This is a genomic window from Pseudomonas sp. AF32, assembly GCF_022342325.2.
In the GTDB taxonomy this organism is placed as follows: domain Bacteria; phylum Pseudomonadota; class Gammaproteobacteria; order Pseudomonadales; family Pseudomonadaceae; genus Aquipseudomonas; species Aquipseudomonas uvaldensis.
Genome location: NZ_RQJK02000006.1, coordinates 187,918 through 208,349 on the forward strand (window position 1 = coordinate 187,918; position 20,432 = coordinate 208,349).

General features: G+C 59.6%; 18 protein-coding genes. All 18 read left to right on the plus strand.

What is annotated here, in order from left to right; translation table 11 throughout:
• Positions 1–410 precede the first annotated feature (410 nt).
• The 18 genes from ccoN (at position 411) to EGM97_RS08390 (ending at position 20,385) form a co-directional block, all read left to right on the plus strand.
• Positions 411–1,853 carry a cytochrome-c oxidase, cbb3-type subunit I gene (gene ccoN / locus EGM97_RS08305; protein WP_053158760.1) on the plus strand — a complete coding sequence of 481 codons (1,443 nt, stop codon included), beginning with the start codon at positions 411–413 and terminating at the stop codon, positions 1,851–1,853.
• Positions 1,853–2,461 (plus strand): cytochrome-c oxidase, cbb3-type subunit II, encoded by a 609-nt coding sequence (ccoO, locus tag EGM97_RS08310; RefSeq protein WP_238965194.1) that lies wholly within the window; start codon positions 1,853–1,855, stop codon positions 2,459–2,461. Before ccoN ends, ccoO begins: the two co-directional genes overlap by 1 nt.
• Before the next feature lie 5 nt (positions 2,462–2,466).
• Positions 2,467–2,652 (plus strand): CcoQ/FixQ family Cbb3-type cytochrome c oxidase assembly chaperone, encoded by a 186-nt coding sequence (locus EGM97_RS08315; RefSeq protein WP_003183474.1) that lies wholly within the window; start codon positions 2,467–2,469, stop codon positions 2,650–2,652.
• Entirely contained in the window at positions 2,649–3,632 is a 984-nt protein-coding gene (ccoP, locus tag EGM97_RS08320) for a cytochrome-c oxidase, cbb3-type subunit III (RefSeq protein WP_053158766.1), read from the plus strand. Before EGM97_RS08315 ends, ccoP begins: the two co-directional genes overlap by 4 nt.
• A gap of 147 nt (positions 3,633–3,779) precedes the next feature.
• On the plus strand, positions 3,780–4,034 hold the full coding sequence (locus tag EGM97_RS08325; RefSeq protein WP_238965195.1) for a type II toxin-antitoxin system Phd/YefM family antitoxin: 255 nt from the start codon (positions 3,780–3,782) through the stop codon (positions 4,032–4,034).
• Positions 4,034–4,444, plus strand: a complete 411-nt coding sequence (locus EGM97_RS08330) for a type II toxin-antitoxin system VapC family toxin (protein ID WP_238965196.1) — start codon at positions 4,034–4,036, stop codon at positions 4,442–4,444. The genes EGM97_RS08325 and EGM97_RS08330 overlap by 1 nt, the downstream gene beginning before the upstream one ends.
• Positions 4,445–4,546: 102 nt before the next feature.
• Entirely contained in the window at positions 4,547–8,938 is a 4,392-nt protein-coding gene (locus EGM97_RS08335; RefSeq protein ID WP_238965197.1) for an RHS repeat-associated core domain-containing protein, read from the plus strand.
• Positions 8,939–8,944: 6 nt separating this feature from the next.
• Positions 8,945–9,955, plus strand: coding sequence for a hypothetical protein (locus tag EGM97_RS08340; protein ID WP_238965198.1), 1,011 nt, complete (start codon positions 8,945–8,947; stop codon positions 9,953–9,955).
• Between the two features lie 164 nt (positions 9,956–10,119).
• Positions 10,120–10,704, plus strand: coding sequence for a hypothetical protein (locus EGM97_RS08345; protein ID WP_238965199.1), 585 nt, complete (start codon positions 10,120–10,122; stop codon positions 10,702–10,704).
• 474 nt (positions 10,705–11,178) lie between these two features.
• Positions 11,179–11,541, plus strand: a complete 363-nt coding sequence (locus EGM97_RS08350; RefSeq protein WP_238965200.1) for a DUF6124 family protein — start codon at positions 11,179–11,181, stop codon at positions 11,539–11,541.
• A 326-nt stretch (positions 11,542–11,867) separates the two neighbouring features.
• Entirely contained in the window at positions 11,868–13,283 is a 1,416-nt protein-coding gene (gene ccoG / locus EGM97_RS08355; RefSeq protein WP_238965201.1) for a cytochrome c oxidase accessory protein CcoG, read from the plus strand.
• Between the two features lie 11 nt (positions 13,284–13,294).
• The gene (locus EGM97_RS08360) at positions 13,295–13,834 is read left to right on the plus strand and encodes a FixH family protein (protein WP_238965202.1); all 540 of its coding nucleotides are present in this window, start codon (positions 13,295–13,297) and stop codon (positions 13,832–13,834) included.
• Between the two features lie 131 nt (positions 13,835–13,965).
• A complete protein-coding gene (locus EGM97_RS08365; protein ID WP_238965203.1) occupies positions 13,966–16,416 on the plus strand; it encodes a heavy metal translocating P-type ATPase in 2,451 nt (816 codons plus the stop codon).
• Positions 16,417–16,441: 25 nt separating this feature from the next.
• Positions 16,442–16,660, plus strand: a complete 219-nt coding sequence (gene ccoS / locus EGM97_RS08370) for a cbb3-type cytochrome oxidase assembly protein CcoS (protein WP_238965204.1) — start codon at positions 16,442–16,444, stop codon at positions 16,658–16,660.
• Positions 16,653–17,336 (plus strand): sulfite exporter TauE/SafE family protein, encoded by a 684-nt coding sequence (locus EGM97_RS08375; protein ID WP_238965205.1) that lies wholly within the window; start codon positions 16,653–16,655, stop codon positions 17,334–17,336. Before ccoS ends, EGM97_RS08375 begins: the two co-directional genes overlap by 8 nt.
• 211 nt (positions 17,337–17,547) lie before the next feature.
• The gene (hemN, locus tag EGM97_RS08380; RefSeq protein WP_238965206.1) at positions 17,548–18,930 is read left to right on the plus strand and encodes an oxygen-independent coproporphyrinogen III oxidase; all 1,383 of its coding nucleotides are present in this window, start codon (positions 17,548–17,550) and stop codon (positions 18,928–18,930) included.
• 95 nt (positions 18,931–19,025) lie between these two features.
• A complete protein-coding gene (fnr, locus tag EGM97_RS08385; RefSeq protein ID WP_238965207.1) occupies positions 19,026–19,760 on the plus strand; it encodes a fumarate/nitrate reduction transcriptional regulator Fnr in 735 nt (244 codons plus the stop codon).
• Positions 19,761–19,836: 76 nt separating this feature from the next.
• Entirely contained in the window at positions 19,837–20,385 is a 549-nt protein-coding gene (locus EGM97_RS08390) for an adenine phosphoribosyltransferase (protein ID WP_041020481.1), read from the plus strand.
• Positions 20,386–20,432 lie beyond the last annotated feature (47 nt).

Here is a 20,432-nt window from a genome sequence, read left to right on the forward strand (position 1 = left end):
ACCCTCCCATGGTCTTCCTTTCGGTTCACCGGAATCGGGTCTAAGCTTCCCTCTGCGTGTACTGGCGACTGCCGGTTTCAGGTCGACCCGACCCGATGTGTTCGACAATCGTTCGATAAAAATGCCGCAAAGACAGGCAGATACCGGCTATTTCCGAGATGGCCTCGTTTCACCCGAACGCCTTGTGTGAACACACCCCGTTCCAACCGACCTGACCCCCTCGCCTCTTTCCTTTGCAGCGACCATTTGCCGGGGCCGTATTTTGTCCCTACGCAAAACATGGAAAGGCCGCAGAATCAGCTTTTGAAAGCATTGACCCAGGTCATGGCGCGTTGCAATGACCCCCCGCTTTCTCCATACTTGCGGCCGATTTTTATCCTAATAAAACACCCAAACCGTGGAACCTTAGAATGAGCACAGCAATCAGTCCGACTGCTTATAACTATAAGGTAGTCCGCCAGTTCGCCATCATGACGGTGGTCTGGGGGATCCTTGGCATGGGGCTCGGTGTCTTCATCGCCTCGCAACTGGTCTGGCCGGAGTTGAACTTCGATCTGCCATGGACGACGTTTGGACGCCTGCGCCCGCTGCACACCAACCTGGTGATCTTCGCCTTCGGTGGTTGTGCATTGTTCGCCACTTCCTACTACGTCGTGCAGCGAACCTGCCAGACGCGACTGATCTCCGACAGCCTCGCTGCCTTCACCTTCTGGGGTTGGCAAGCCGTCATCGTCGGCGCGATCGTGACCTTGCCAATGGGTTTCACCACCACCAAGGAATACGCGGAACTGGAATGGCCCCTGGCTATCCTGCTGGCCATCGTCTGGGTGACCTATGGTCTGGTGTTCTTCGGCACCATCGTCAAGCGCAAGACCAAGCACATCTATGTCGGTAACTGGTTCTACGGCGCCTTCATCGTCGTAACGGCGATGCTGCACATCGTCAACCACATGTCGCTGCCGGTCAGTCTGTTCAAGTCGTACTCGGCCTACTCGGGCGCAACCGACGCGATGATCCAATGGTGGTACGGCCACAACGCTGTGGGTTTCTTCCTGACCACCGGCTTCCTGGGAATGATGTACTACTTCGTGCCGAAACAGGCCGAACGTCCGATCTATTCCTATCGCCTGTCCATCGTGCACTTCTGGGCGCTGATCACCCTGTACATCTGGGCCGGCCCGCACCACCTGCACTACACCGCGCTGCCCGACTGGGCGCAGTCCCTGGGCATGGCGATGTCGATCATCCTGCTGGCCCCAAGCTGGGGTGGCATGATCAACGGCATGATGACCCTGTCCGGCGCCTGGCATAAGCTGCGCACCGACCCGATCCTGCGTTTCCTCGTGGTGTCCCTGGCGTTCTACGGCATGTCGACCTTCGAAGGCCCGATGATGGCCATCAAGACCGTCAACTCCCTGAGCCACTACACCGACTGGACCATCGGCCACGTACACGCCGGCGCGCTGGGCTGGGTGGCGATGATCTCCATCGGCGCCATCTACCACATGATTCCGAAACTGTTCGGTCGTGCGCAGATGCACAGCACCGGCCTCATCAACGCGCACTTCTGGCTCGCGACCATCGGCACCGTGCTCTACATCGCCTCGATGTGGGTCAACGGCATCACCCAGGGTCTGATGTGGCGCGCAATCAACGACGACGGCACCCTGACCTACTCGTTCGTCGAAGCGCTGCAAGCCAGCCACCCGGGCTTCATCGTGCGTGCCCTGGGCGGCGCGTTCTTCGCCAGCGGCATGCTGCTGATGGCCTATAACGTGTATCGCACCGTTCGTGCTTCTGACCCGGCTGAAGCTGAAGCCGCCGCCAAGATCGCCGTAGTTGGAGCTCACTGATGAAGCACGAAGCAGTAGAGAAGAATATCGGCCTGCTGGCCTTCTTCATGGTCATTGCCGTCAGCATCGGCGGCCTGACCCAGATCGTTCCGCTGTTTTTCCAGGACGTGACCAACAAGCCGGTCGAAGGCATGAAGCCGCGTACCGCCCTTGAACTGGAAGGCCGCGACATCTATATCGCCAACGGCTGTGTCGGCTGCCACTCGCAGATGATCCGTCCGTTCCGCGCTGAAACCGAACGCTACGGCCACTACTCCGTCGCCGGCGAAAGCGTCTGGGACCACCCATTCCTGTGGGGTTCCAAGCGCACCGGCCCGGACCTGGCCCGCGTTGGCGGCCGCTACTCCGATGACTGGCACCGTGCGCATTTGTACAACCCGCGCAACGTCGTGCCTGAATCGAAAATGCCGTCCTACCCGTTCCTCGTAGAAAACAAGCTCGACGGCAAAGACACCGCGAAAAAAATGGAAGTCCTGCGCAGCCTGGGCGTGCCTTACACCGACGAAGACATCGCCGGTGCCAGGGATGCCGTGAAAGGCAAGACTGAAATGGACGCGCTGGTGGCCTATCTGCAAGGCCTGGGCACCATCATCAAAAGCAAACGGTGATTTAGATGGATATCGGGATGATTCGTGGCCTGGGTACCGTCGTCGTGATGGTGGCGTTTATCGGTCTGGCCCTATGGGTGTTCAGCCCCAAGCGCAAATCGGAGTTTGACGACGCGACCCTGCTGCCGTTCGCGGATGATCCCGAAGCCATCAAGCACGTCGAGCAAGCTTCTAGGAGTAACAAAGAATGACTACGTTCTGGAGTCTGTACGTCACAGTCCTCAGTCTGGGAACGATCTTCTCCCTGACGTGGCTGCTGCTGTCGACCCGCAAGGGCCAGCGCGCCGAACAAACGGACGAAACCGTTGGCCACTCGTTCGACGGCATCGAGGAATATGACAACCCTCTGCCTAAATGGTGGTTCATGCTGTTCGTGGGCACCATCGTGTTCGCCCTCGGTTACCTGGTGCTCTACCCGGGCCTGGGCAACTGGAAAGGCCTGCTGCCGGGCTATAACTACCTGGACACCGAAAAGCAGACCCCTTTTGCCAATGGCCAGACCGGCTGGACCGGCGTGCACGAATGGGAAAAGGAAATGGCTCGTTCGGACGCCAAGTTCGGTCCGATCTTCGCCAAATTCGCGTCCATGCCCATCGAAGAAGTCGCCAAGGACCCGCAAGCTCTGAAAATGGGCGGCCGCCTGTTCGCCTCCAACTGCTCGGTTTGCCACGGTTCCGACGCCAAGGGCGCCTATGGTTTCCCGAACCTGACCGACGCCGACTGGCGCTGGGGCGGCGAGCCGGAAACCATCAAGACCACCATCATGGGCGGTCGTCATGCGGTCATGCCGGGTTGGGCTGCCGTGGTGGGCGAGCAAGGCGTAGCCGACGTGGCCTCCTACGTGGTGACCAGCCTGCACGGTCGCAAACTGCCGGAAGGTGCCAAGGCTGATCCGGCCAACGGCCAGAAGCTGTTCGCCGCCAACTGCGTGGCGTGCCACGGCCCAGCCGGCAAAGGCACGCCTGCCATGGGCGCACCTGACCTGACGCATCCAGCCGGTTTCATCTACGGTTCGAGCTTCGCCCAACTGCAGCAGACCATCCGCTACGGTCGCCAGGGCCAGATGCCTGCCCAGGCTGATCTGCAAGGCAACGACAAGGTCCACCTGCTGGCCGCCTACGTCTACAGCCTGTCCCACGGCGAAAAGGCTCCGGCCGCTGACGCCCAGTAAGACAAGCGCCTGATACACCGAAGGCCCCGTCAATGAATATTGGCGGGGCCTTTTGTTTGGCCCGATGGCTGGCTCATCTGTTTGACCTTGCGCGCTCCGCACCCAGGTAGTAACGTGCCTACATTCAAGATCAGCGAGGGCATCTGCATGTCCATCACCACTATTTCCAGCCGCGAATTCAATCACGACACAAGTGGTGCCAAAAAAGCCACTCTTGAGGGACCGGTGATCATAACCGACCGTGGCAAGCCGGCCCATGTGCTGCTAAGCATTGAGGAGTACCAAAAACTCACCGGCATCGGCACCAGCATTGTCGAGTTGCTGGTGATGCCAGATGCGCCGGATATCGATTTCGACACCGAGCGTGCCGTCATCTCTCCTCGACCGGTAGACCTGTCCTGATGTTTTTACTCGACACCAACGTCATCTCGGAACTGCGCAAACCGCAGGCAGACAAGCATGTACAAACCTGGGCACGCAGTGTGCCCGCCCCCAGCCTTTACGTTTCGGCGATTACCGTATTGGAGCTGGAAACCGGTGTGTTGCGCTTCGAACGCAAGGACCCGGTTCAAGGCAGCCGTTTGCGTGCATGGCTGGATAACCATGTCATGCCTGCGTTTGCAGGTAGAATCCTGGCGGTCGACCGCGCCGTCGCCCTGCGCTGCGCCCGTCTGCACGTACCGGACCGCAGCAATGAATGTGATGCGCTGATTGCCGCAACCGCATTGGTCCATGGATTGACCGTGGTCACCCGCAACGTGAACGATTTCCAGAGCAGTGGCGTGGCGCTGCTCAACCCCTGGTCAAGCTGAATAACGTTACAACGGACCCTCAATTCACCGCCAAGGAGACAGGCACAGTGGCAAGTATCAACCCCTTCAAGCAGATGGCCGGCAAACGTCCGGGGATCCTGCATGTCTGACGCACTCTGGGCCGCCCGCCTGGGCGATGCGCTCGACCACACCTCGATGATGGCCGATATTCTCGGCGGCGTGCTGGAGGTAGCGGCCAACATCGCGATCACCGCGTTGGCAACCGCCGCCGTGGTCGCAGCCACGGGCATCACCGTGGCCACGGGCGGCCTGGGCTGCTTCCTGCTCGGCGCCGTAGTCGGCGCGGTCGTCGGCATCGCCATGAGCAAGACCGGGGCCGACAAGGGCCTGAGTAATATCTGCGAGGGCATTGGCAATGCCCTCTTCCCCCCCACGGTGCAAGCCAACATCCTCACCGGCTCCACCGACACCCTGACCAACAACATCCCCGCCGCCCGCGCCGCCGGGGCCATCGAATCCCATGTCGCGCCGGCCGGCACCGAGCTGGAAGAACCCGAGGTTGAACCCAGCTACCTGGACATGGCCGAGAGTTTCTTCTCGCAGATGTGGCGCCCCACCGTCGCCACACCCGCCCCCGGCGCCGTGCCCAAGCCGCTGGACATGATCACCTGCCTGAAGCACCCGCCGATGCCGCCGCAGTTTTTGGCCGAAGGCTCGGACAAGGTCACCATCAACGGCCAGCCCGCTGTGCGCAGCGGCGACCGCAGCACCTGCGATGGCAAGGTCGTGTCGTCCGGGCTGATTTCATCCAATGTCACCATTGGCGGTGGTTCGGTGGTGGTGCGCGAGATTCGCAGCGGCAAGACACCGGGCGTGGGCCTGGCGGTGACCGCGCTGCTGATGCTCAAGGGCAGCAAGGGCAAGTTCTTCAGCAAATTGCCCTGCATGCTGGCTGGCGCTGCGGCGTCCATGGCGGTCAGCAGTGCGATGGGCGCGGCGGCCAATGCGGCCATGGGTTCGTCGAACCCGGTGCATGCCGCCACCGGGGCCAAGGTGTTGGGCGGTGATCAAGAGCTGGATTTCGTCCTGCCCGGCATCCTGCCGATTGACTGGCAGCGCTTCTACAATAGCCGCGACGAGCGCGGCGACGGCTTGTTCGGCGTCGGCTGGAGCGTGAGCTACGAGGTACAAGTCGAGATTCGTCCCCATCCCGAAGGCGGCGAAACCCTGGTCTACACCGACGGACAGGGCCGCCCCATCGACATGGGCTCGATCCCCCTGGGCGGCGCGGTGTTCAGCGCCGGCGAAGGCCTCGCCGTGCGCCGGCACGTCAACGGCCAGTTGCTGATCGAAAGCGACGGCGGCCTGTACCGCCTGTTCGAACCGACGCCAGGACAGGCCTCGTTGCTGCGCCTGAGCCAATTGGGCGACCGCAACGACAACCGCATCCACCTCGACTATGACGAAGCCGGGCGGCTGGTGCGCCTGCGCGACACCTTCGATCTGGTGCAGGTGGAACTGGTTCACGAACGGGAGCGCGTCGTCCGGCTTGAACGTCTCTACCCCGACGAACAGCGCGAAGTGCTGGTCAGCTACACCTACGACGCGGCCAACAACCTCGCCGAAGTGCGCGACGCCACCGGCCAGGTGCAACGGCGCTTCAACTACGACGCCGGGCGACGCATGGTGGAACACCAATTGCCCACCGGCCTGCGCTGCTTCTACGAATGGGCCTCGATCGATAACCAGGAATGGCGCGTGACCCGCCACTGGACCGACGAAGGCGACGCGTACCAGTTCGACTATGACCTGATCGCCGGGACGACGCGCATCACCGACAGCTTGCAGCGCACCAGCACCCGTCACTGGAACGCCCAGCACCAGATCATCCGCTCCACCGACAACCTCGGTCAGACCTGGCTGTTCGAATGGAACGACGAGCGCCAGTTGCTCGGCGCCACCGACCCGAAAGGTGGTGGCTACACGTTCAGCTACGACGAAGCCGGCAACCTGATCAGCGAAACCGACCCGCTGGGCCGCAGCGATTCCACTCAGTGGCTCGAACACTGGGCGCTGCCGTTGGTGGACACCGACGCCACCGGCCACAGCTGGCAGTATCGCTACGACCCACGAGGCAACTGCATCGCCGAGACCGACCCACTGGGCCACGTCACCCGCTACCGCTACGACAGCCACGGGCAGGTCGTCGAAATCATCGACGCCACCGGCAAGAGCAAGAAGCTGCGCTGGAACCCGTTCGGGCAACTGGTGGAACATATCGATTGCTCGGGTTACCCGACGCGATTCAGCTACGACTCGCGTGGCTATTTGCAAACCATCACCGATGCCCTCGGCGAGCGCACCCAGTTCAGCTACGACGCCCAGGGCCGGTTGCTCAGCAGCCAACTGCCGGACGGCCGCACCGAGCATTACCAGCGCGACGCCGCCGGCCAGCTCACCGGCTACACCGACCCGGCCGGGCACACCACGCGCTACCAGCACAACCGGCGCGGCCAAGTGCGCCAACGCACCGATGCCCATGGCCGGCAGGTGCAATTTGCCTATGACGGCTTTGGTCGGCTGCAAGCGCTGGTCAATGAGAATGGCGAGAGTTATCGGTTTGCCTGGGACGCCGGAGATCGGCTGGTTGAACAGCGCAATCTCGACGGTAGCGTCAAGCGTTACACCTACGACGCTCTTGACCATGTAACAAGCGTCGAGACCGTCGCAGCGCTACGAGATGATAATCTTCCCCTCGAAGAACCCATCGTCCAGCATTTGGAACGCGATGCGGTAGGTCGACTGATTACCCGCTTAACGCCTGACGGACGTTCCCGGTACAGCTATAGCCCTCTGAACCAATTGATCGAAGCCGTCACTGCCAATAATGACGGCGATGAACAGCGATTGAGCTTCGCTTATGATGCGTTGGGGTATTTGATTGAAGAGCAGAGTTCGGCAGGACTTCTGCAGCATCATTACGACGAACTCGGCAATCTGACCCAAACCCGACTCCCTGACGGTCGCTGGATTAACCGTCTTTACTATGGCAGTGGCCACCTGCATCAGATCAATCTTGACGGCCAGGTCATCAGCGACTTTGAACGTGATCGGCTGCATCGTGAAGTGATGCGCACACAAGGCCAAATTCACACCCGTAGCGACTACGACCGTAGCGGGCGCCTACGCAGTCGCCAACGCCGCCTCGGCAGCCCTCCTTCGCCGATGGCGGCGACCGAACAGATGCATTTTGAGTTCGACCCCAGCGATCATCTTGTAGGCCGCCTCGAACGACTGCCACAAGGCCAGCAACGTCAAATGCTGCACTACGACGTAACGGGGCGAATCATTTCGAGCCAGGGAAGTCGCCAAGGACAGAATGAAACATTCTCCTTCGACGCGGCTGCCAATCTCCTCGACGGCCCCTCCGGCGCAACCGGACGGGTTGCGCACAACCAATTGCTGACTTATCAGGATAAGCGTTATCGATACGACGGCTTCGGACGAATGATTGAAAAACGCAGCCGACGGCACGGGTTGCAGCGATTCAGTTATGACTCGGATCATCGCCTGATAGAAGTTCGAACACAGAAAGTCGAGGGAGAAAGTGTCGTCAGGATGCGCTATGACCCCTTGGGTCGAAGAATTGAGAAAACTGAACATGACAGCAAAGGCCAACTCATCGCTTCCACGCGCTTCGACTGGGATGGCCTGCAATTACTAAAAGAGCAAAAAAATGGCCTGACTAGCCTGTACCTCTACGCTGATAACGGTCACGAGCCCTTGGCCAGGGTCGACGGCATCGAAGCGAGTCAACGCATTCGCCATTATCACAACGATCCCAATGGCCTGCCACACGCCTTGACGGAAAATGACGGCCATCCGCTGTGGCATGCCCGCTATCAAGTATGGGGCAACACTTTTGAGGAGGTGCGTGAGCCGTATTACGTCGAAGAACAGAACCTTCGATTCCAGGGACAATATCTGGATCGGGAAACTGGCCTGCACTACAACACCTTTCGCTTTTACGACCCCGACATCGGACGCTTTACCACGCCCGACCCTCTGGGCCTGACCGGCAGCCTTAATCTCTATCGCTACTCACCGAATCCATTCACCTGGATCGACCCATTGGGGTTGAAAGAAAACGAGATTATTCGCTACATGGGCGAAAGCGAAACGGTTTCCTCGAAGGCCGCCAATGGCGGTAAAGGGGGCTTGGTACCGAATATTCGGGGAGAGAAGGCGGTTTGGGTCAACCAGGACAGCAATCCAGGATTCAACCCAGGCAATGAAAAGTATCGAGTCGTCGCTACCGTCAACAATGAAGGAGTCAGCATGCTCAATAACCACAAAGACATCTCTACTGTTGACTATAAGGAGACGGGTCTGAAAGATGGCGTGCTTTCCAAAACGAATGAACCCAAAGCCAGAGGAATCGGTTTCCGGCTGTTGGATAAATTCAATAAAACCATCACGTCATTTCGTGTCGAGAAAAAAGGCCCGAATGGAAAGTGGAAGACATGCGGGTAAGGCCATATGGACATATTCAACCTCCTCTCCTATAAGCTTGAAAACTTCCTGAACGCCCGCCCCTACCCGAAGGCGCTGGGCACCATTTTCCATGAAGAAGACGAGCCTTCACTGCTCCGGGTAATGGCCAGGAAAAGCAACGGCTCGTCCTTCAGCGTGAGCCGCTGGCACGATTTGTTTTCCATAGCTGCCTTCGAAAAAGCCATGGCGAAAATCGGCTTCACTGAACCGGACTGCCATGCCCTGCTCCTGGTCCTGTCGCGCCTTGGTTATCTGCTCGAGATCGACAACCGTCAACGAACCAACAAAGACTATTTTATTTTCTTCTACTTGATCCAGTTGATCAGCTTGAAGAACAGCCCGATCGATTCCAATACGCAAATCAGAAACCACATGTTCAGGTTCCTACTCTTCGAGTTGAGTATCGACGACGAGGTGTATCGTCGGTTCAGCATCGAGGGTCCTCAATTGATGATGGAGACCGATGCCTCGGGACCTGTGCCTTTTCTGGAGATCATCGACCTGGTTTACAGAGCAATCAACGCGGACGCCAGGAAAGAGCATGAGCTGCTGAGCCATTTGAAAAGCTATCAGATAGCCGTTATCCGCCTACTGACCGAACCTGACGCAGACACCTGCCGCTTCAAACTCAATGATCGCCACAGCGAGCTCATGTATCCCGACCTTTTCCTGAACACCTATGCCCAGGACAGGCAGTGGGTATTCAATGCTCTGATCGATACGCTCAATCCGCTCCAATCAACGGAAAACCTGTTCGTCTCGAACATGATTCTGATGAACTACTCCTTCCATATCCTGAAAAACCGGCCCCGTGAACTCCTGAAACTGAAGAAATACGTCAATGATGAGGTGCTGTTCGGTAAATTGCTGGAAGCCATCATCCTGCGTCGCATGAGCATCACCAAAGCGCTGTTCGAAAAAATCCCCACGGGCCATGACTTGTCCTTGATAAATGACGACCCAGCTCCGTTCTACAACATCCTATACAGGCAATAAAGTTGCGGCGAATTTCACCCTGACAGGCTGTACTTCCCCAAGCGATGCATATTCGTGCCTTAGCGAAGACCTTCCGGGTGTACGCCACCGAACCCACTTCGATTCGTCCAAGGTCTGATCGACGAGGAAGATTTGGACGAATCTGAATTCGCGACCTCAGCAAAATGACGGATCCCACTGAAAACAATGCACTCGTGGCAAGGAGCTTGCTCGGCTGGACGGCAAAAGCCTTTGCTATAACTACCCTCGACTCTATCGACCAAGAAAGCTCATATAAAATGATCGACTTCACGGCAGCGATAAAATCAAGACACTCCGCAGCCAATATTCTGCTGGGAGAGAATATTTCCATCTACACCACTGCCCTGTATGCAAAACACAAAGTCGAAATCAAGACCTATGCCCTTCCGGATAACGAAACGAGAACAGCCTATGTGGTGGATGACACCATCACCCTCTCGACACTTACCGATGGAACAATTTTCTCCATAGGCTGCAACACCCGCTACACAGGACTGTACAGAGAAGCACTTTCTACAGGCATGTCGTTGGGCCAAATAAAAAAGCTCACGAGACGCCAAAGAATCTTCAACGGCTCACTCATCCTCGATGAGGACTTCGGCTTTTGTTACTTATTACCCTCCCCCTATGATGAAATCGCTGACAGTATTGAAGACATACCACCAGATTTGATACTAGATGAAATCTACATCTCTGATTTTTCTTCATGGCTAGGCGGCCCAAGATAATGTTAGCGGCGTCATCACTGTCATTTACGGTATCGGGCAGACTGCACAGCAGAGCGCGTTGACCTTTTTATGACGGCTGCGCCGCCGAGCGAGAGCAAGCTCCCCCGCCAAAAATTGCAGGCAACCTTCAGACCGTGCCTACACGTTGGCTACCGCGCTCGTCCAGACTACGCAACCTTGCGCCTTTACCTACAACTACACCAGAATCCGCCCGCTTGTGCGCCTTAGTCATGCCGTCCTATCGTAATCCCGTCTCTGCAGATTCAGCGACCGGGCTTGGCGGCCCGGCGTAACAATCCTTCAAATATGACTGCGATGCTTTTGGCATTGGCATTCGTATGTTATGGCGGGTTGCGCAAGGATCCCTTCGGGGATGCCGGGTTCCTTTCGTTCCGGTCCGCCAACCTTGTGTAATCCGTCACCCCATCTGCTTGGCGGCAGACGGTGATGGTTCCCTTACGAAAGGAGCTCATCATGTTCAAGGTCACACCCAATCCGCCGAAGGCGGATTCCACCTCCTCCTACAAAGCTGATATTGGTTCCAAGAAACACGACGAAGCCACCAACCGCGCGCTTGATAACTATCTGCTACCCAAACATGAACAGTCTCAAGACGCTCCGAAACCAGGCCAGCTATTCACCATTGTGAAAGACATCGATAACGAATGCCTGCTCGCCAACCTCAGCGAAACCCTGGCTTCAGCTGACGCGATGGTCAGCGATCTGGCCTTCGAATTGGACGGTTCACGACGTCACATTGCCTTGGGCATTCAGCAACTGATCGAGTTGAGTTACTTAATGGCGAATCGCGTATTGGATAACGTCGATCCGCGATAGCCATCAGGTACCAAAAAACAAAGGGCATACAGAGCGTATCGATATGCCCTTTTTTTCACATGTCTGCATATCCATCGCAATGACACCTAATAACCAACACTACAAATCGTCCGCTACGGCTGGGCGACTATACTCGACAAGTCAATTGATCTGGATCATGACTTGTTACATCTGCTACACCATTCAGCCCCCGCGCCCAACGCGACCAAAGGTCGCACCCTTGGGCTAGAGCGACAGGCGTATCATTGCGCCATTGCAGCACTCTTTCTGACCGTGGTCGGCACGCACTGGCCTCGGCACTTTTCCACTGCCGTGGGATGCATTTGATGAGCAATCAGATTCCGGTACATGACGTCACCCCGCCTGCCAAGGACGCCAGTAAAAGCGTCGACCTGTATGCCTCTCGGGAAAAAATCTACACCCGTGCCTTCACCGGCCTGTTTCGCAACCTGCGGATGGTGGGCGGTGCAGTGCTGTTCCTGCTGTATTTTGGAACGGTCTGGTTGAACTGGGGCGGCCACCAGGCCGTCTGGTGGAACCTGCCGGAACGCAAATTCTTTATTTTCGGCGCGACCTTCTGGCCCCAGGATTTCATCCTGCTGTCCGGGCTGCTGATCATTGCGGCCTTCGGCCTGTTTTTCATTACGGTCTATGCCGGGCGGGTCTGGTGTGGCTACACCTGCCCGCAAAGTGTGTGGACCTGGATCTTCATGTGGTGTGAAAAGGTCACCGAAGGCGACCGCAACCAACGTATCAAGCTGGACAAGGCGCCCATGAGCGCGAACAAGTTCCTGCGCAAGTTTGCCAAGCACAGCCTGTGGCTGTTGATCGGCTTCGTCACCGGCATGACCTTCGTTGGTTATTTCACGCCGATCCGCGAACTGGTGTTCGAATTCTTCACCGGCCAGGCCGATGGCTGGTCTTATTTCTGGGTCGGTTTCTTCACGCTTGCCACCTATGGCAACGCCGGCTGGCTACGGGAACAGGTGTGCATCTATATGTGCCCTTACGCCCGTTTCCAGAGCGTGATGTTCGACAAGGACACCCTGATCGTTTCCTACGATCCACGTCGCGGCGAAGGCCGTGGCCCACGCAAGAAAGGCATCGACTACAAGGCATTGGGCCTGGGGGATTGCATCGACTGCACCATGTGTGTCCAGGTCTGCCCCACCGGCATCGACATCCGTGACGGTTTGCAGATCGAGTGCATCGGCTGCGCCGCCTGTATCGACGCCTGCGACAACATCATGGACAAGATGGATTACCCGCGCGGCCTGATCAGCTACACCACCGAACACAACCTGTCGGGGCAGAAAACCCATAAACTGCGCCCACGCCTGATCGGCTATGCCCTGGTGTTGCTGGCGATGATCAGCTTGCTGGTGACAGCGTTCTTCATGCGCTCGCTGGTGGGCTTCGACGTCAGCAAGGACCGCGTGCTGTACCGTGAAAACGCCGAAGGCCGGATCGAGAACGTCTACAGCCTGAAGATCATGAACAAGGACCAGCGCGACCATACGTACGTCCTGCAAGCCACTGGCCTGCCCGATCTCAAGCTGCAAGGTCGGCGGGAATTCAAGGTCGCGGCGGGCGATATCGTCAGCCAGCCGGTTGAACTGTCCAGCGCACCGGAACAACTGCCGTCGAGCACCAACGAGGTGACCTTCATCCTCAAGGATGCCGATGACGACAGCGTACATGTCGAAGCCAAGAGCCGGTTCATCGGCCCACAAACCCGTTGAGAGAAATGCACATGCCTGCAGCAACCGCCACCAGCCCCTGGTACAAGCACCTCTGGCCGTGGATCATCATCGGGATCCTGGCCTGCTCGGTGACCCTGAGCCTGACGATGGTGACCATTGCCGTCAAAAACCCGGACAATCTGGTCAACGACAACTATTACGAAGCCGGCAAGGGCATCAACCGTTCGCTGGAGCGCGAACTGCTGGCCCAGACGCTGCAACTGCATGCCAACGTGCAGCTGGACGACGTCACCGGCGAGGTGAACCTGCGCCTGAACGGCAACAGTCGTCCCCAGACCGTGGAACTGAGCCTGATTTCGCCGACCCAGCCGGAGAAGGACCGCAAGATCGTCCTGACCCGCAACGACAGCGAGCCGGGACGGTACGTGGGCCAGTTGACGGACAAGATCGAAGGCCGGCGCTTTGTCGAATTGTTGGGGGTCGAGGGCGACAAGACCTGGCGCCTGTTCGAGGAAGAGCAGGTCAATCATGACCAGACCATCTTGCTCGGGGATGAGCCGCTGCAAGGTGCGGAAGACCTGAAAAAGTAGAAAATCGCGAGCGGGCTCGCTCCCACAGGGGATTGCGGTGTTTGACCGCCCGCGATCAACTGTGGGAGCGAGCCTGCTCGCGATGAGGCCCTCCCTGACAACACGGATTCAGCGGTACCTGTGAATACCTGATGACAACTCCCCAGCCCTGCTACCACTGCGCCCTGCCCGTCCCTCCCGGCAGTCGCTTCACCGCCGTCGTCCTCGGCGAAACCCGCGAGCTGTGCTGCCCGGGTTGCCAGGCGGTGGCCGAGGCCATCGTGGCCGGGGGCCTGGAGAGTTATTACCAGCATCGCAGCGAAGCATCGGCCAACCCGGAAACCCTGCCCGTTCAGTTGACCGATGAACTGGCGCTTTATGACCGCCAGGACGTGCAGCAATCGTTCGTCCGCCACGAAGGCGAGTTGGCTGAAACCACTCTGCTGATGGAGGGCATCAGCTGTGCTGCCTGCGGCTGGCTGATCGAAAAACAACTGCGCAGCCTGCCAGCCGTGGCCGAGGCGCGACTGAATCTCTCCAATCATCGCCTGCATGTACGCTGGGCCGATGGAAAGTTGCCGCTGAGTACGTTGCTCGCGGAGCTGCGCCGGATCGGCTACGCCGCCCACCCGTACCAGGCTGACCAGGCCAGCGAGCAACTCGCCGCGCAAAACCGCCTGGCTCTGCGTCAGCTCGGCGTCGCGGGACTGCTGTGGTTCCAGGCGATGATGGCAACCATGGCCACCTGGCCGGAATTCAATATCGACCTCAGCCCCGAGATGCACACCATCCTGCGCTGGGTGGCGCTGTTCCTCACCACACCGATTGTGTTCTACAGCTGCGCGCCGTTCTTCAAGGGCGCGATGCGCGACCTGCGCACCCGCCACCTGACCATGGACGTTTCCGTGTCCCTGGCCATCGGCAGCGCATACGTCGCCGGAATCTGGACCTCCATCACCGGTGTGGGAGAACTGTATTTCGATGCGGTGGGCATGTTCGCCCTGTTCCTGCTGGCGGGGCGTTACCTGGAGCGCCGTGCGCGAGAACGCACCGCGGCGGCTACCGCGCAACTGGTCAACCTGCTGCCTGCCTCGTGCCTGCGCCTGGAAGAAAACGGCCAGAGCGAACGCATCCTGCTCAGTGAATTGCGCACCGGCGACCGTGTGCTGGTGCATCCAGGCGCCGTCCTGCCGGCCGATGGCAGGATCCTCGATGGACAATCCAGCATCGACGAATCGCTGCTGACCGGCGAGTACCTGCCGCAACCTCGACAAGTGGGCGACGCGGTCACCGCCGGCACACTCAACGTCGAAGGCGCCCTGACAGTCGAGGTGCTGGCTCTGGGGCAAGATACGCGATTGTCAGCCATCGTCCGGCTGCTGGAACGGGCACAGGGCGAGAAACCGCGACTGGCGGAAATCGCCGACCGGGCCGCCCAATGGTTCCTGTTCTTCTCTCTGGTTGCCGTTGCGGCCATCGGCCTGTTGTGGTGGCAGCTGGACGCTTCCCGGGCGTTCTGGATCGTGTTGGCCATGCTGGTCGCGACCTGTCCTTGCGCGTTGTCACTGGCCACGCCCACCGCACTCACCGCCGCCACTGGCACCCTGCACAAACTCGGGCTGCTGCTGACCCGTGGGCACGTGCTGGAAGGGTTGAATCAGATCGACACCGTCATCTTCGACAAGACCGGTACCCTGACCGAGGGGCGTCTGGCCTTGCGTGCCATTCGGCCATTGGCGGCACTCGACAGCGATCACTGCCTGGGCCTGGCCGCCGCCCTGGAAAACCGCTCCGAACACCCCATCGCCCGCGCCTTCGGCCGTGCCCCGCTGGCTGCCGAGCAGGTACAAAGCTTCCCAGGCCTGGGGCTGGAGGGCCTGGTGGGTGATCGGCGCCTGCGCATCGGTCATCCCGGCTTTGCGTGTGAACTGAGCAGCGCGCCGGTTCCGCCGATGCCTGACGAACCCGGTCAATGGCTGCTGCTGAGTGACACCGACGGGCCATTGGCCTGGTTTGTCCTCGACGACCGCTTGCGCACCGATGCCCCGGCGCTGCTGGCAGCCTGTAAGGCGCGAGGTTGGCGCACGCTGCTGTTGTCGGGCGATAGTTCACCGATGGTTGCCAGCGTCGCCGCCGAACTGGGCATCGATGAAGCCCGGGGCGGTTTGCGCCCGGATGATAAACTGGTGGTGTTGCAACAACTGCATCAACAAGGCCGCAAAGTGCTTATGCTTGGGGATGGCGTGAACGACGTGCCGGTACTGGCGGCGGCGGACATCAGCGTCGCCATGGGCTCGGCCACCGACCTGGCCAAGACCAGCGCCGACGCGGTGCTGCTGTCCAACCGCCTCGATGCCCTGGTCCAGGCTTTTACCCTGGCCCGACGCACCCGCCGGGTGATCATCGAGAACCTGGTATGGGCAGCGCTGTACAATGGCCTCATGTTGCCGTTCGCCGCCCTCGGCTGGATTACGCCGGTGTGGGCCGCCGTCGGCATGTCCATCAGTTCGTTGACCGTCGTGTTGAATGCGCTGAGGCTGACTCGCCAGCCCGGGGAGCACATTCGCAACACCTCGCCCGACACCCGTCCGCTGCCGGCCTGAGCCGGGCGGTCATGGAGTTCCGACAATGCCAGCTCTTTACGTGATGATTCCGGCGGCGCTGCTGATCGTCGCCATCGCCGTCTACATTTTCTTCTGGGCCGTGGACAGCGGCCAGTACGACGACCTCGACGGTCCGGCCCACAGCATCCTGTTCGACGATCAGGACCCTAACCACAAGGCTGCGGTGGACGAAGCCGACGGCCAGGCTCGCGAACCGGACGACAAGGCCCCGCCTCATGCTTGATCTGGTGCCACTCCTGGTCTCGGCGGTCATTCTCGGCTTGTTGGGGGGTGGGCACTGCCTGGGTATGTGCGGTGGTCTCATGGGGGCTCTCACCCTGGCGATTCCCAAGGAGCAGCGCAGCCGGCGTTTTCGGCTGTTGCTGGCCTACAACCTGGGACGCATCCTGAGTTATGCCACCGCCGGCTTGCTGATCGGCCTGGCCGGCTGGGCCGTTGCCAACAGCCCGGCGGCCATGTTCATGCGCGTGTTGGCCGGTGTGCTGTTGATTGTCATGGGCCTGTACCTGGCCGGCTGGTGGAGCGGTCTGACCCGTATCGAAAGCGTGGGGCGCGGACTGTGGCGGCACATCCAGCCGGTTGCCAATCGCTTGCTGCCGGTGTCGAGCCTGCCTCGGGCGCTGTTGTTGGGCGCGTTATGGGGCTGGCTGCCGTGCGGCCTGGTCTACAGCACCCTGCTGTGGTCCGCCAGCCAGGGCAATGCGCTGGACAGCGCGCTGCTGATGCTGGCCTTCGGGCTCGGCACCTGGCCGGTGCTGCTCGCCACCGGCCTGGCAGCCGAGCGTGTCACCGCCCTGCTGCGTAAACGCAGCGTGCGCGTGGCCGGTGGGTTGGTGGTGATCGTTTTCGGCATCTGGACATTGCCGGGGCCTCATCAGCATTGGTTGATGGGGCATTGACCATCCTCTCTGTGGGAGCGGGCTTGCTCGCGAAAGCGGTCTGCCTGTGCCGGTGATGTTGGATGTACCGCCGCCTTCGCGAGCAAGCCCGCTCCCACAGGGACTTGCAGCGAGCCTTGCCCGTCCTTTGCCCCGTTGATGCAAATCAACACGCCACCACACCCGCGCCCCTAGACTCGCGCCCATGCCAGCCTATCCGGGGAATGCCCGCATGCTCGACGCCATACGTTGGGACCCAGACCTGATCCGCCGTTACGATCTGGCGGGACCTCGCTACACCTCGTACCCGACCGCAGTGCAATTCACCAGTCAGGTAGGGACATTCGATCTGCTTCATGCCTTGCGCGAAAGCCGCAAAGGCCTGCGGCCGCTGTCGTTGTATGTACACGTGCCGTTCTGCGCGAATATCTGCTACTACTGCGCTTGTAACAAAGTCATTACCAAGGACCGTGGCCGTGCCCACGCCTACCTGCAGCGCCTCGAACAGGAAATCCAGCTGATCGGCTGCCATCTGGACCCGGCCCAGCGTGTGGAACAGTTGCATCTGGGCGGCGGCACCCCGACGTTTCTGAGCCACGATGAGTTGCGCCAGTTGATGGCCAAGCTGCGCAAACATTTCAAGCTGCAGGATGACGATTCCGGCGATTACGGCATCGAGATCGATCCAAGGGAAGCCGACTGGTCCACCATGGGTCTTTTGCGAGAACTGGGGTTCAACCGGGTCAGCATCGGCGTCCAGGACTTCGACCCTGTCGTGCAGCGTGCCGTCAATCGCCTCCAAAGCCCGGAGGAAACCCGCGCCGTGATCGAGGCAGCCCGCACTTTGCAGTTTCGCTCGATCAACATCGACCTGATCTACGGCCTGCCCAAACAGACACCGGAGAGCTTTGCCCGCACCGTCCAGGAAGTCATCCAACTGCAGCCGGATCGCCTGTCGGTATTCAATTATGCCCATCTGCCGGAACGCTTCATGCCCCAACGGCGCATCAATAGCCAGGACCTGCCGAACCCGGAGCAAAAACTGGCTATGTTGCAAGGCACCATCGAACAACTGAGCGCCGCCGGTTATCGCTACATTGGCATGGACCACTTCGCCCTGCCCGACGACGACCTGGCGATTGCCCAGGAAGAAGCCACTTTGCAACGCAATTTCCAGGGCTATACCACCCATGGACATTGCGATCTGATCGGCCTCGGTGTGTCGGCCATCAGCCAGATTGGCGATTTGTACTGCCAGAACAACAGCGACTTGAACCAGTACCAGAACACCCTGGCCGATGGCCGACTGGCAACCAGTCGAGGCTTGGTGTGTACCGCTGACGACCGTCTGCGGCGAGCAGTCGTCCAGCAACTGATCTGTCATTTCGAGCTGGTATTCGCCGAAATCGAGCAGGCTTTCGACGTCGTGTTTGCCGACTACTTCGCCGCTGTATGGCCATCACTGCAACGCATGGCCGAGGACGGCCTGATCGAGGTCGACAACGAACGCATCAGGGTATTGCCCGCCGGTCGCCTGCTGGTACGCTCGGTGTGCATGGTGTTCGATGCCTATTTGGACCAGCAGAACCGCCAGCGTTTCTCGCGCGTCATCTGAGCGCGACAATTTGACGATGAAAGCACACTGGCCGGAGTGCCGTTGCTAGGTTACCCTTACGGCTGATGTGTGTTTTTCCCACAAGGATTAAAGAAATGTCCGAGCCCGTCAAATTGCGCGCCCACAGCCAGGCCCATTGCAAGGATTGCAGCCTGGCCCCCCTCTGCCTGCCACTTTCCCTGAATCTGGAGGATATGGACGCGCTGGACGAGATCGTCAAGCGGGGCCGCCCGTTGAAAAAAGGTGAATTCCTGTTCCGCCAGGGCGATGCTTTCGACTCCGTCTACGCCGTGCGCTCGGGCGCCTTGAAGACCTTCAACCTGAGCGACAGTGGCGAAGAGCAGCTCACCGGCTTCCACTTGCCCAGCGAGCTGGTCGGTCTGTCGGGCATGGACACCGAGAGTCATCCGGTCTCGGCCCAGGCGCTGGAAACCACGTCGGTGTGTGAAATCCCCTTCGAGCATCTCGACGAACTGGCACTGCAACTGCCGCAGTTGCGCCGTCAATTGATGCGGGTGATGAGCCGCGAGATCCGCGACGATCAGCAAATGATGCTACTGCTCTCGAAAAAGACCGCCGATGAGCGCATCGCCACCTTCCTGGTCAACCTCTCGGCACGTTTCCGCGCCCGGGGCTTCTCGGCCAACCAGTTCCGCCTGAGCATGTCTCGCAACGAAATCGGCAACTACCTGGGCCTGGCGGTGGAAACCGTGTCCCGGGTGTTCACGCGCTTCCAGCAAAATGAGCTGATCGCCGCCGAAGGCAAGGAAATTCACATCCTGGACCCGATCCAGCTCTGCGCCCTGGCCGGCGGCTCGGTCGAAGGCTGAAGAACGCGCGCGGCTGAGGGATTCGCTCGGCCGCGCTATACTCCCGCGTTTGCAGCCCTGCCAGGATACGTCCACGATGGTCTTTGACTCCTTCGACATCAAATCCCTGATCCGCCCCGTCATCGATTTCCCCAAGCCCGGGGTGATCTTCCGCGACATCACCCCGCTGTTCCAATCCCCCACCGCCCTGCGACTGGTGATGGACAGCTTCGCCCACCGCTATGTCGAAGCCGAATTCACCCACATCGGCGCCATGGATGCCCGGGGCTTCCTGATCGGTTCGATCCTGGCTTACCAGCTGAACAAGCCATTGGTGCTGTTCCGCAAGCAAGGCAAGCTGCCCGCGGATGTGCTGGCCGAGGGTTACCAGACCGAATACGGCGAAGCCTTCCTCGAAGTCCATGCCGACAGCCTGTGCGAAGGGGATTCGGTGGTGATGTTCGATGACCTGATCGCCACCGGCGGCACGCTGATCGCCGCCGCCAACCTGATCCGCCGAATGGGCGCAAAGGTCCACGAAGCCGCGGCGATCATCGACTTGCCGGAGTTGCTGGGCTCCCAGCGACTGGAAGACATGGGAATCCCGACGTTCTGCCTGACGCAGTTCTCGCTGAGCGAACGATAACCCACCCTGTGGGAGCGGGCTTGCTCGCGAAAGCGGTGGATCAGCTA

Coding starts and splice junctions, on each gene's coding strand:
- fnr (WP_238965207.1), top strand. CDS start 19,026: ATGTCCGAGCCCGTCAAATTGCGCGCCCACAGCCAGGCCCATTGCAAG.
- EGM97_RS08325 (WP_238965195.1), top strand. CDS start 3,780: ATGTCCATCACCACTATTTCCAGCCGCGAATTCAATCACGACACAAGT.
- EGM97_RS08340 (WP_238965198.1), top strand. CDS start 8,945: ATGGACATATTCAACCTCCTCTCCTATAAGCTTGAAAACTTCCTGAAC.
- EGM97_RS08350 (WP_238965200.1), top strand. CDS start 11,179: ATGTTCAAGGTCACACCCAATCCGCCGAAGGCGGATTCCACCTCCTCC.
- ccoN (WP_053158760.1), top strand. CDS start 411: ATGAGCACAGCAATCAGTCCGACTGCTTATAACTATAAGGTAGTCCGC.
- EGM97_RS08335 (WP_238965197.1), top strand. CDS start 4,547: ATGTCTGACGCACTCTGGGCCGCCCGCCTGGGCGATGCGCTCGACCAC.
- EGM97_RS08330 (WP_238965196.1), top strand. CDS start 4,034: ATGTTTTTACTCGACACCAACGTCATCTCGGAACTGCGCAAACCGCAG.
- EGM97_RS08390 (WP_041020481.1), top strand. CDS start 19,837: ATGGTCTTTGACTCCTTCGACATCAAATCCCTGATCCGCCCCGTCATC.
- ccoS (WP_238965204.1), top strand. CDS start 16,442: ATGCCAGCTCTTTACGTGATGATTCCGGCGGCGCTGCTGATCGTCGCC.
- ccoP (WP_053158766.1), top strand. CDS start 2,649: ATGACTACGTTCTGGAGTCTGTACGTCACAGTCCTCAGTCTGGGAACG.
- EGM97_RS08345 (WP_238965199.1), top strand. CDS start 10,120: ATGACGGATCCCACTGAAAACAATGCACTCGTGGCAAGGAGCTTGCTC.
- ccoO (WP_238965194.1), top strand. CDS start 1,853: ATGAAGCACGAAGCAGTAGAGAAGAATATCGGCCTGCTGGCCTTCTTC.
- EGM97_RS08360 (WP_238965202.1), top strand. CDS start 13,295: ATGCCTGCAGCAACCGCCACCAGCCCCTGGTACAAGCACCTCTGGCCG.
- EGM97_RS08365 (WP_238965203.1), top strand. CDS start 13,966: ATGACAACTCCCCAGCCCTGCTACCACTGCGCCCTGCCCGTCCCTCCC.
- hemN (WP_238965206.1), top strand. CDS start 17,548: ATGCTCGACGCCATACGTTGGGACCCAGACCTGATCCGCCGTTACGAT.
- EGM97_RS08315 (WP_003183474.1), top strand. CDS start 2,467: ATGGATATCGGGATGATTCGTGGCCTGGGTACCGTCGTCGTGATGGTG.
- EGM97_RS08375 (WP_238965205.1), top strand. CDS start 16,653: ATGCTTGATCTGGTGCCACTCCTGGTCTCGGCGGTCATTCTCGGCTTG.
- ccoG (WP_238965201.1), top strand. CDS start 11,868: ATGAGCAATCAGATTCCGGTACATGACGTCACCCCGCCTGCCAAGGAC.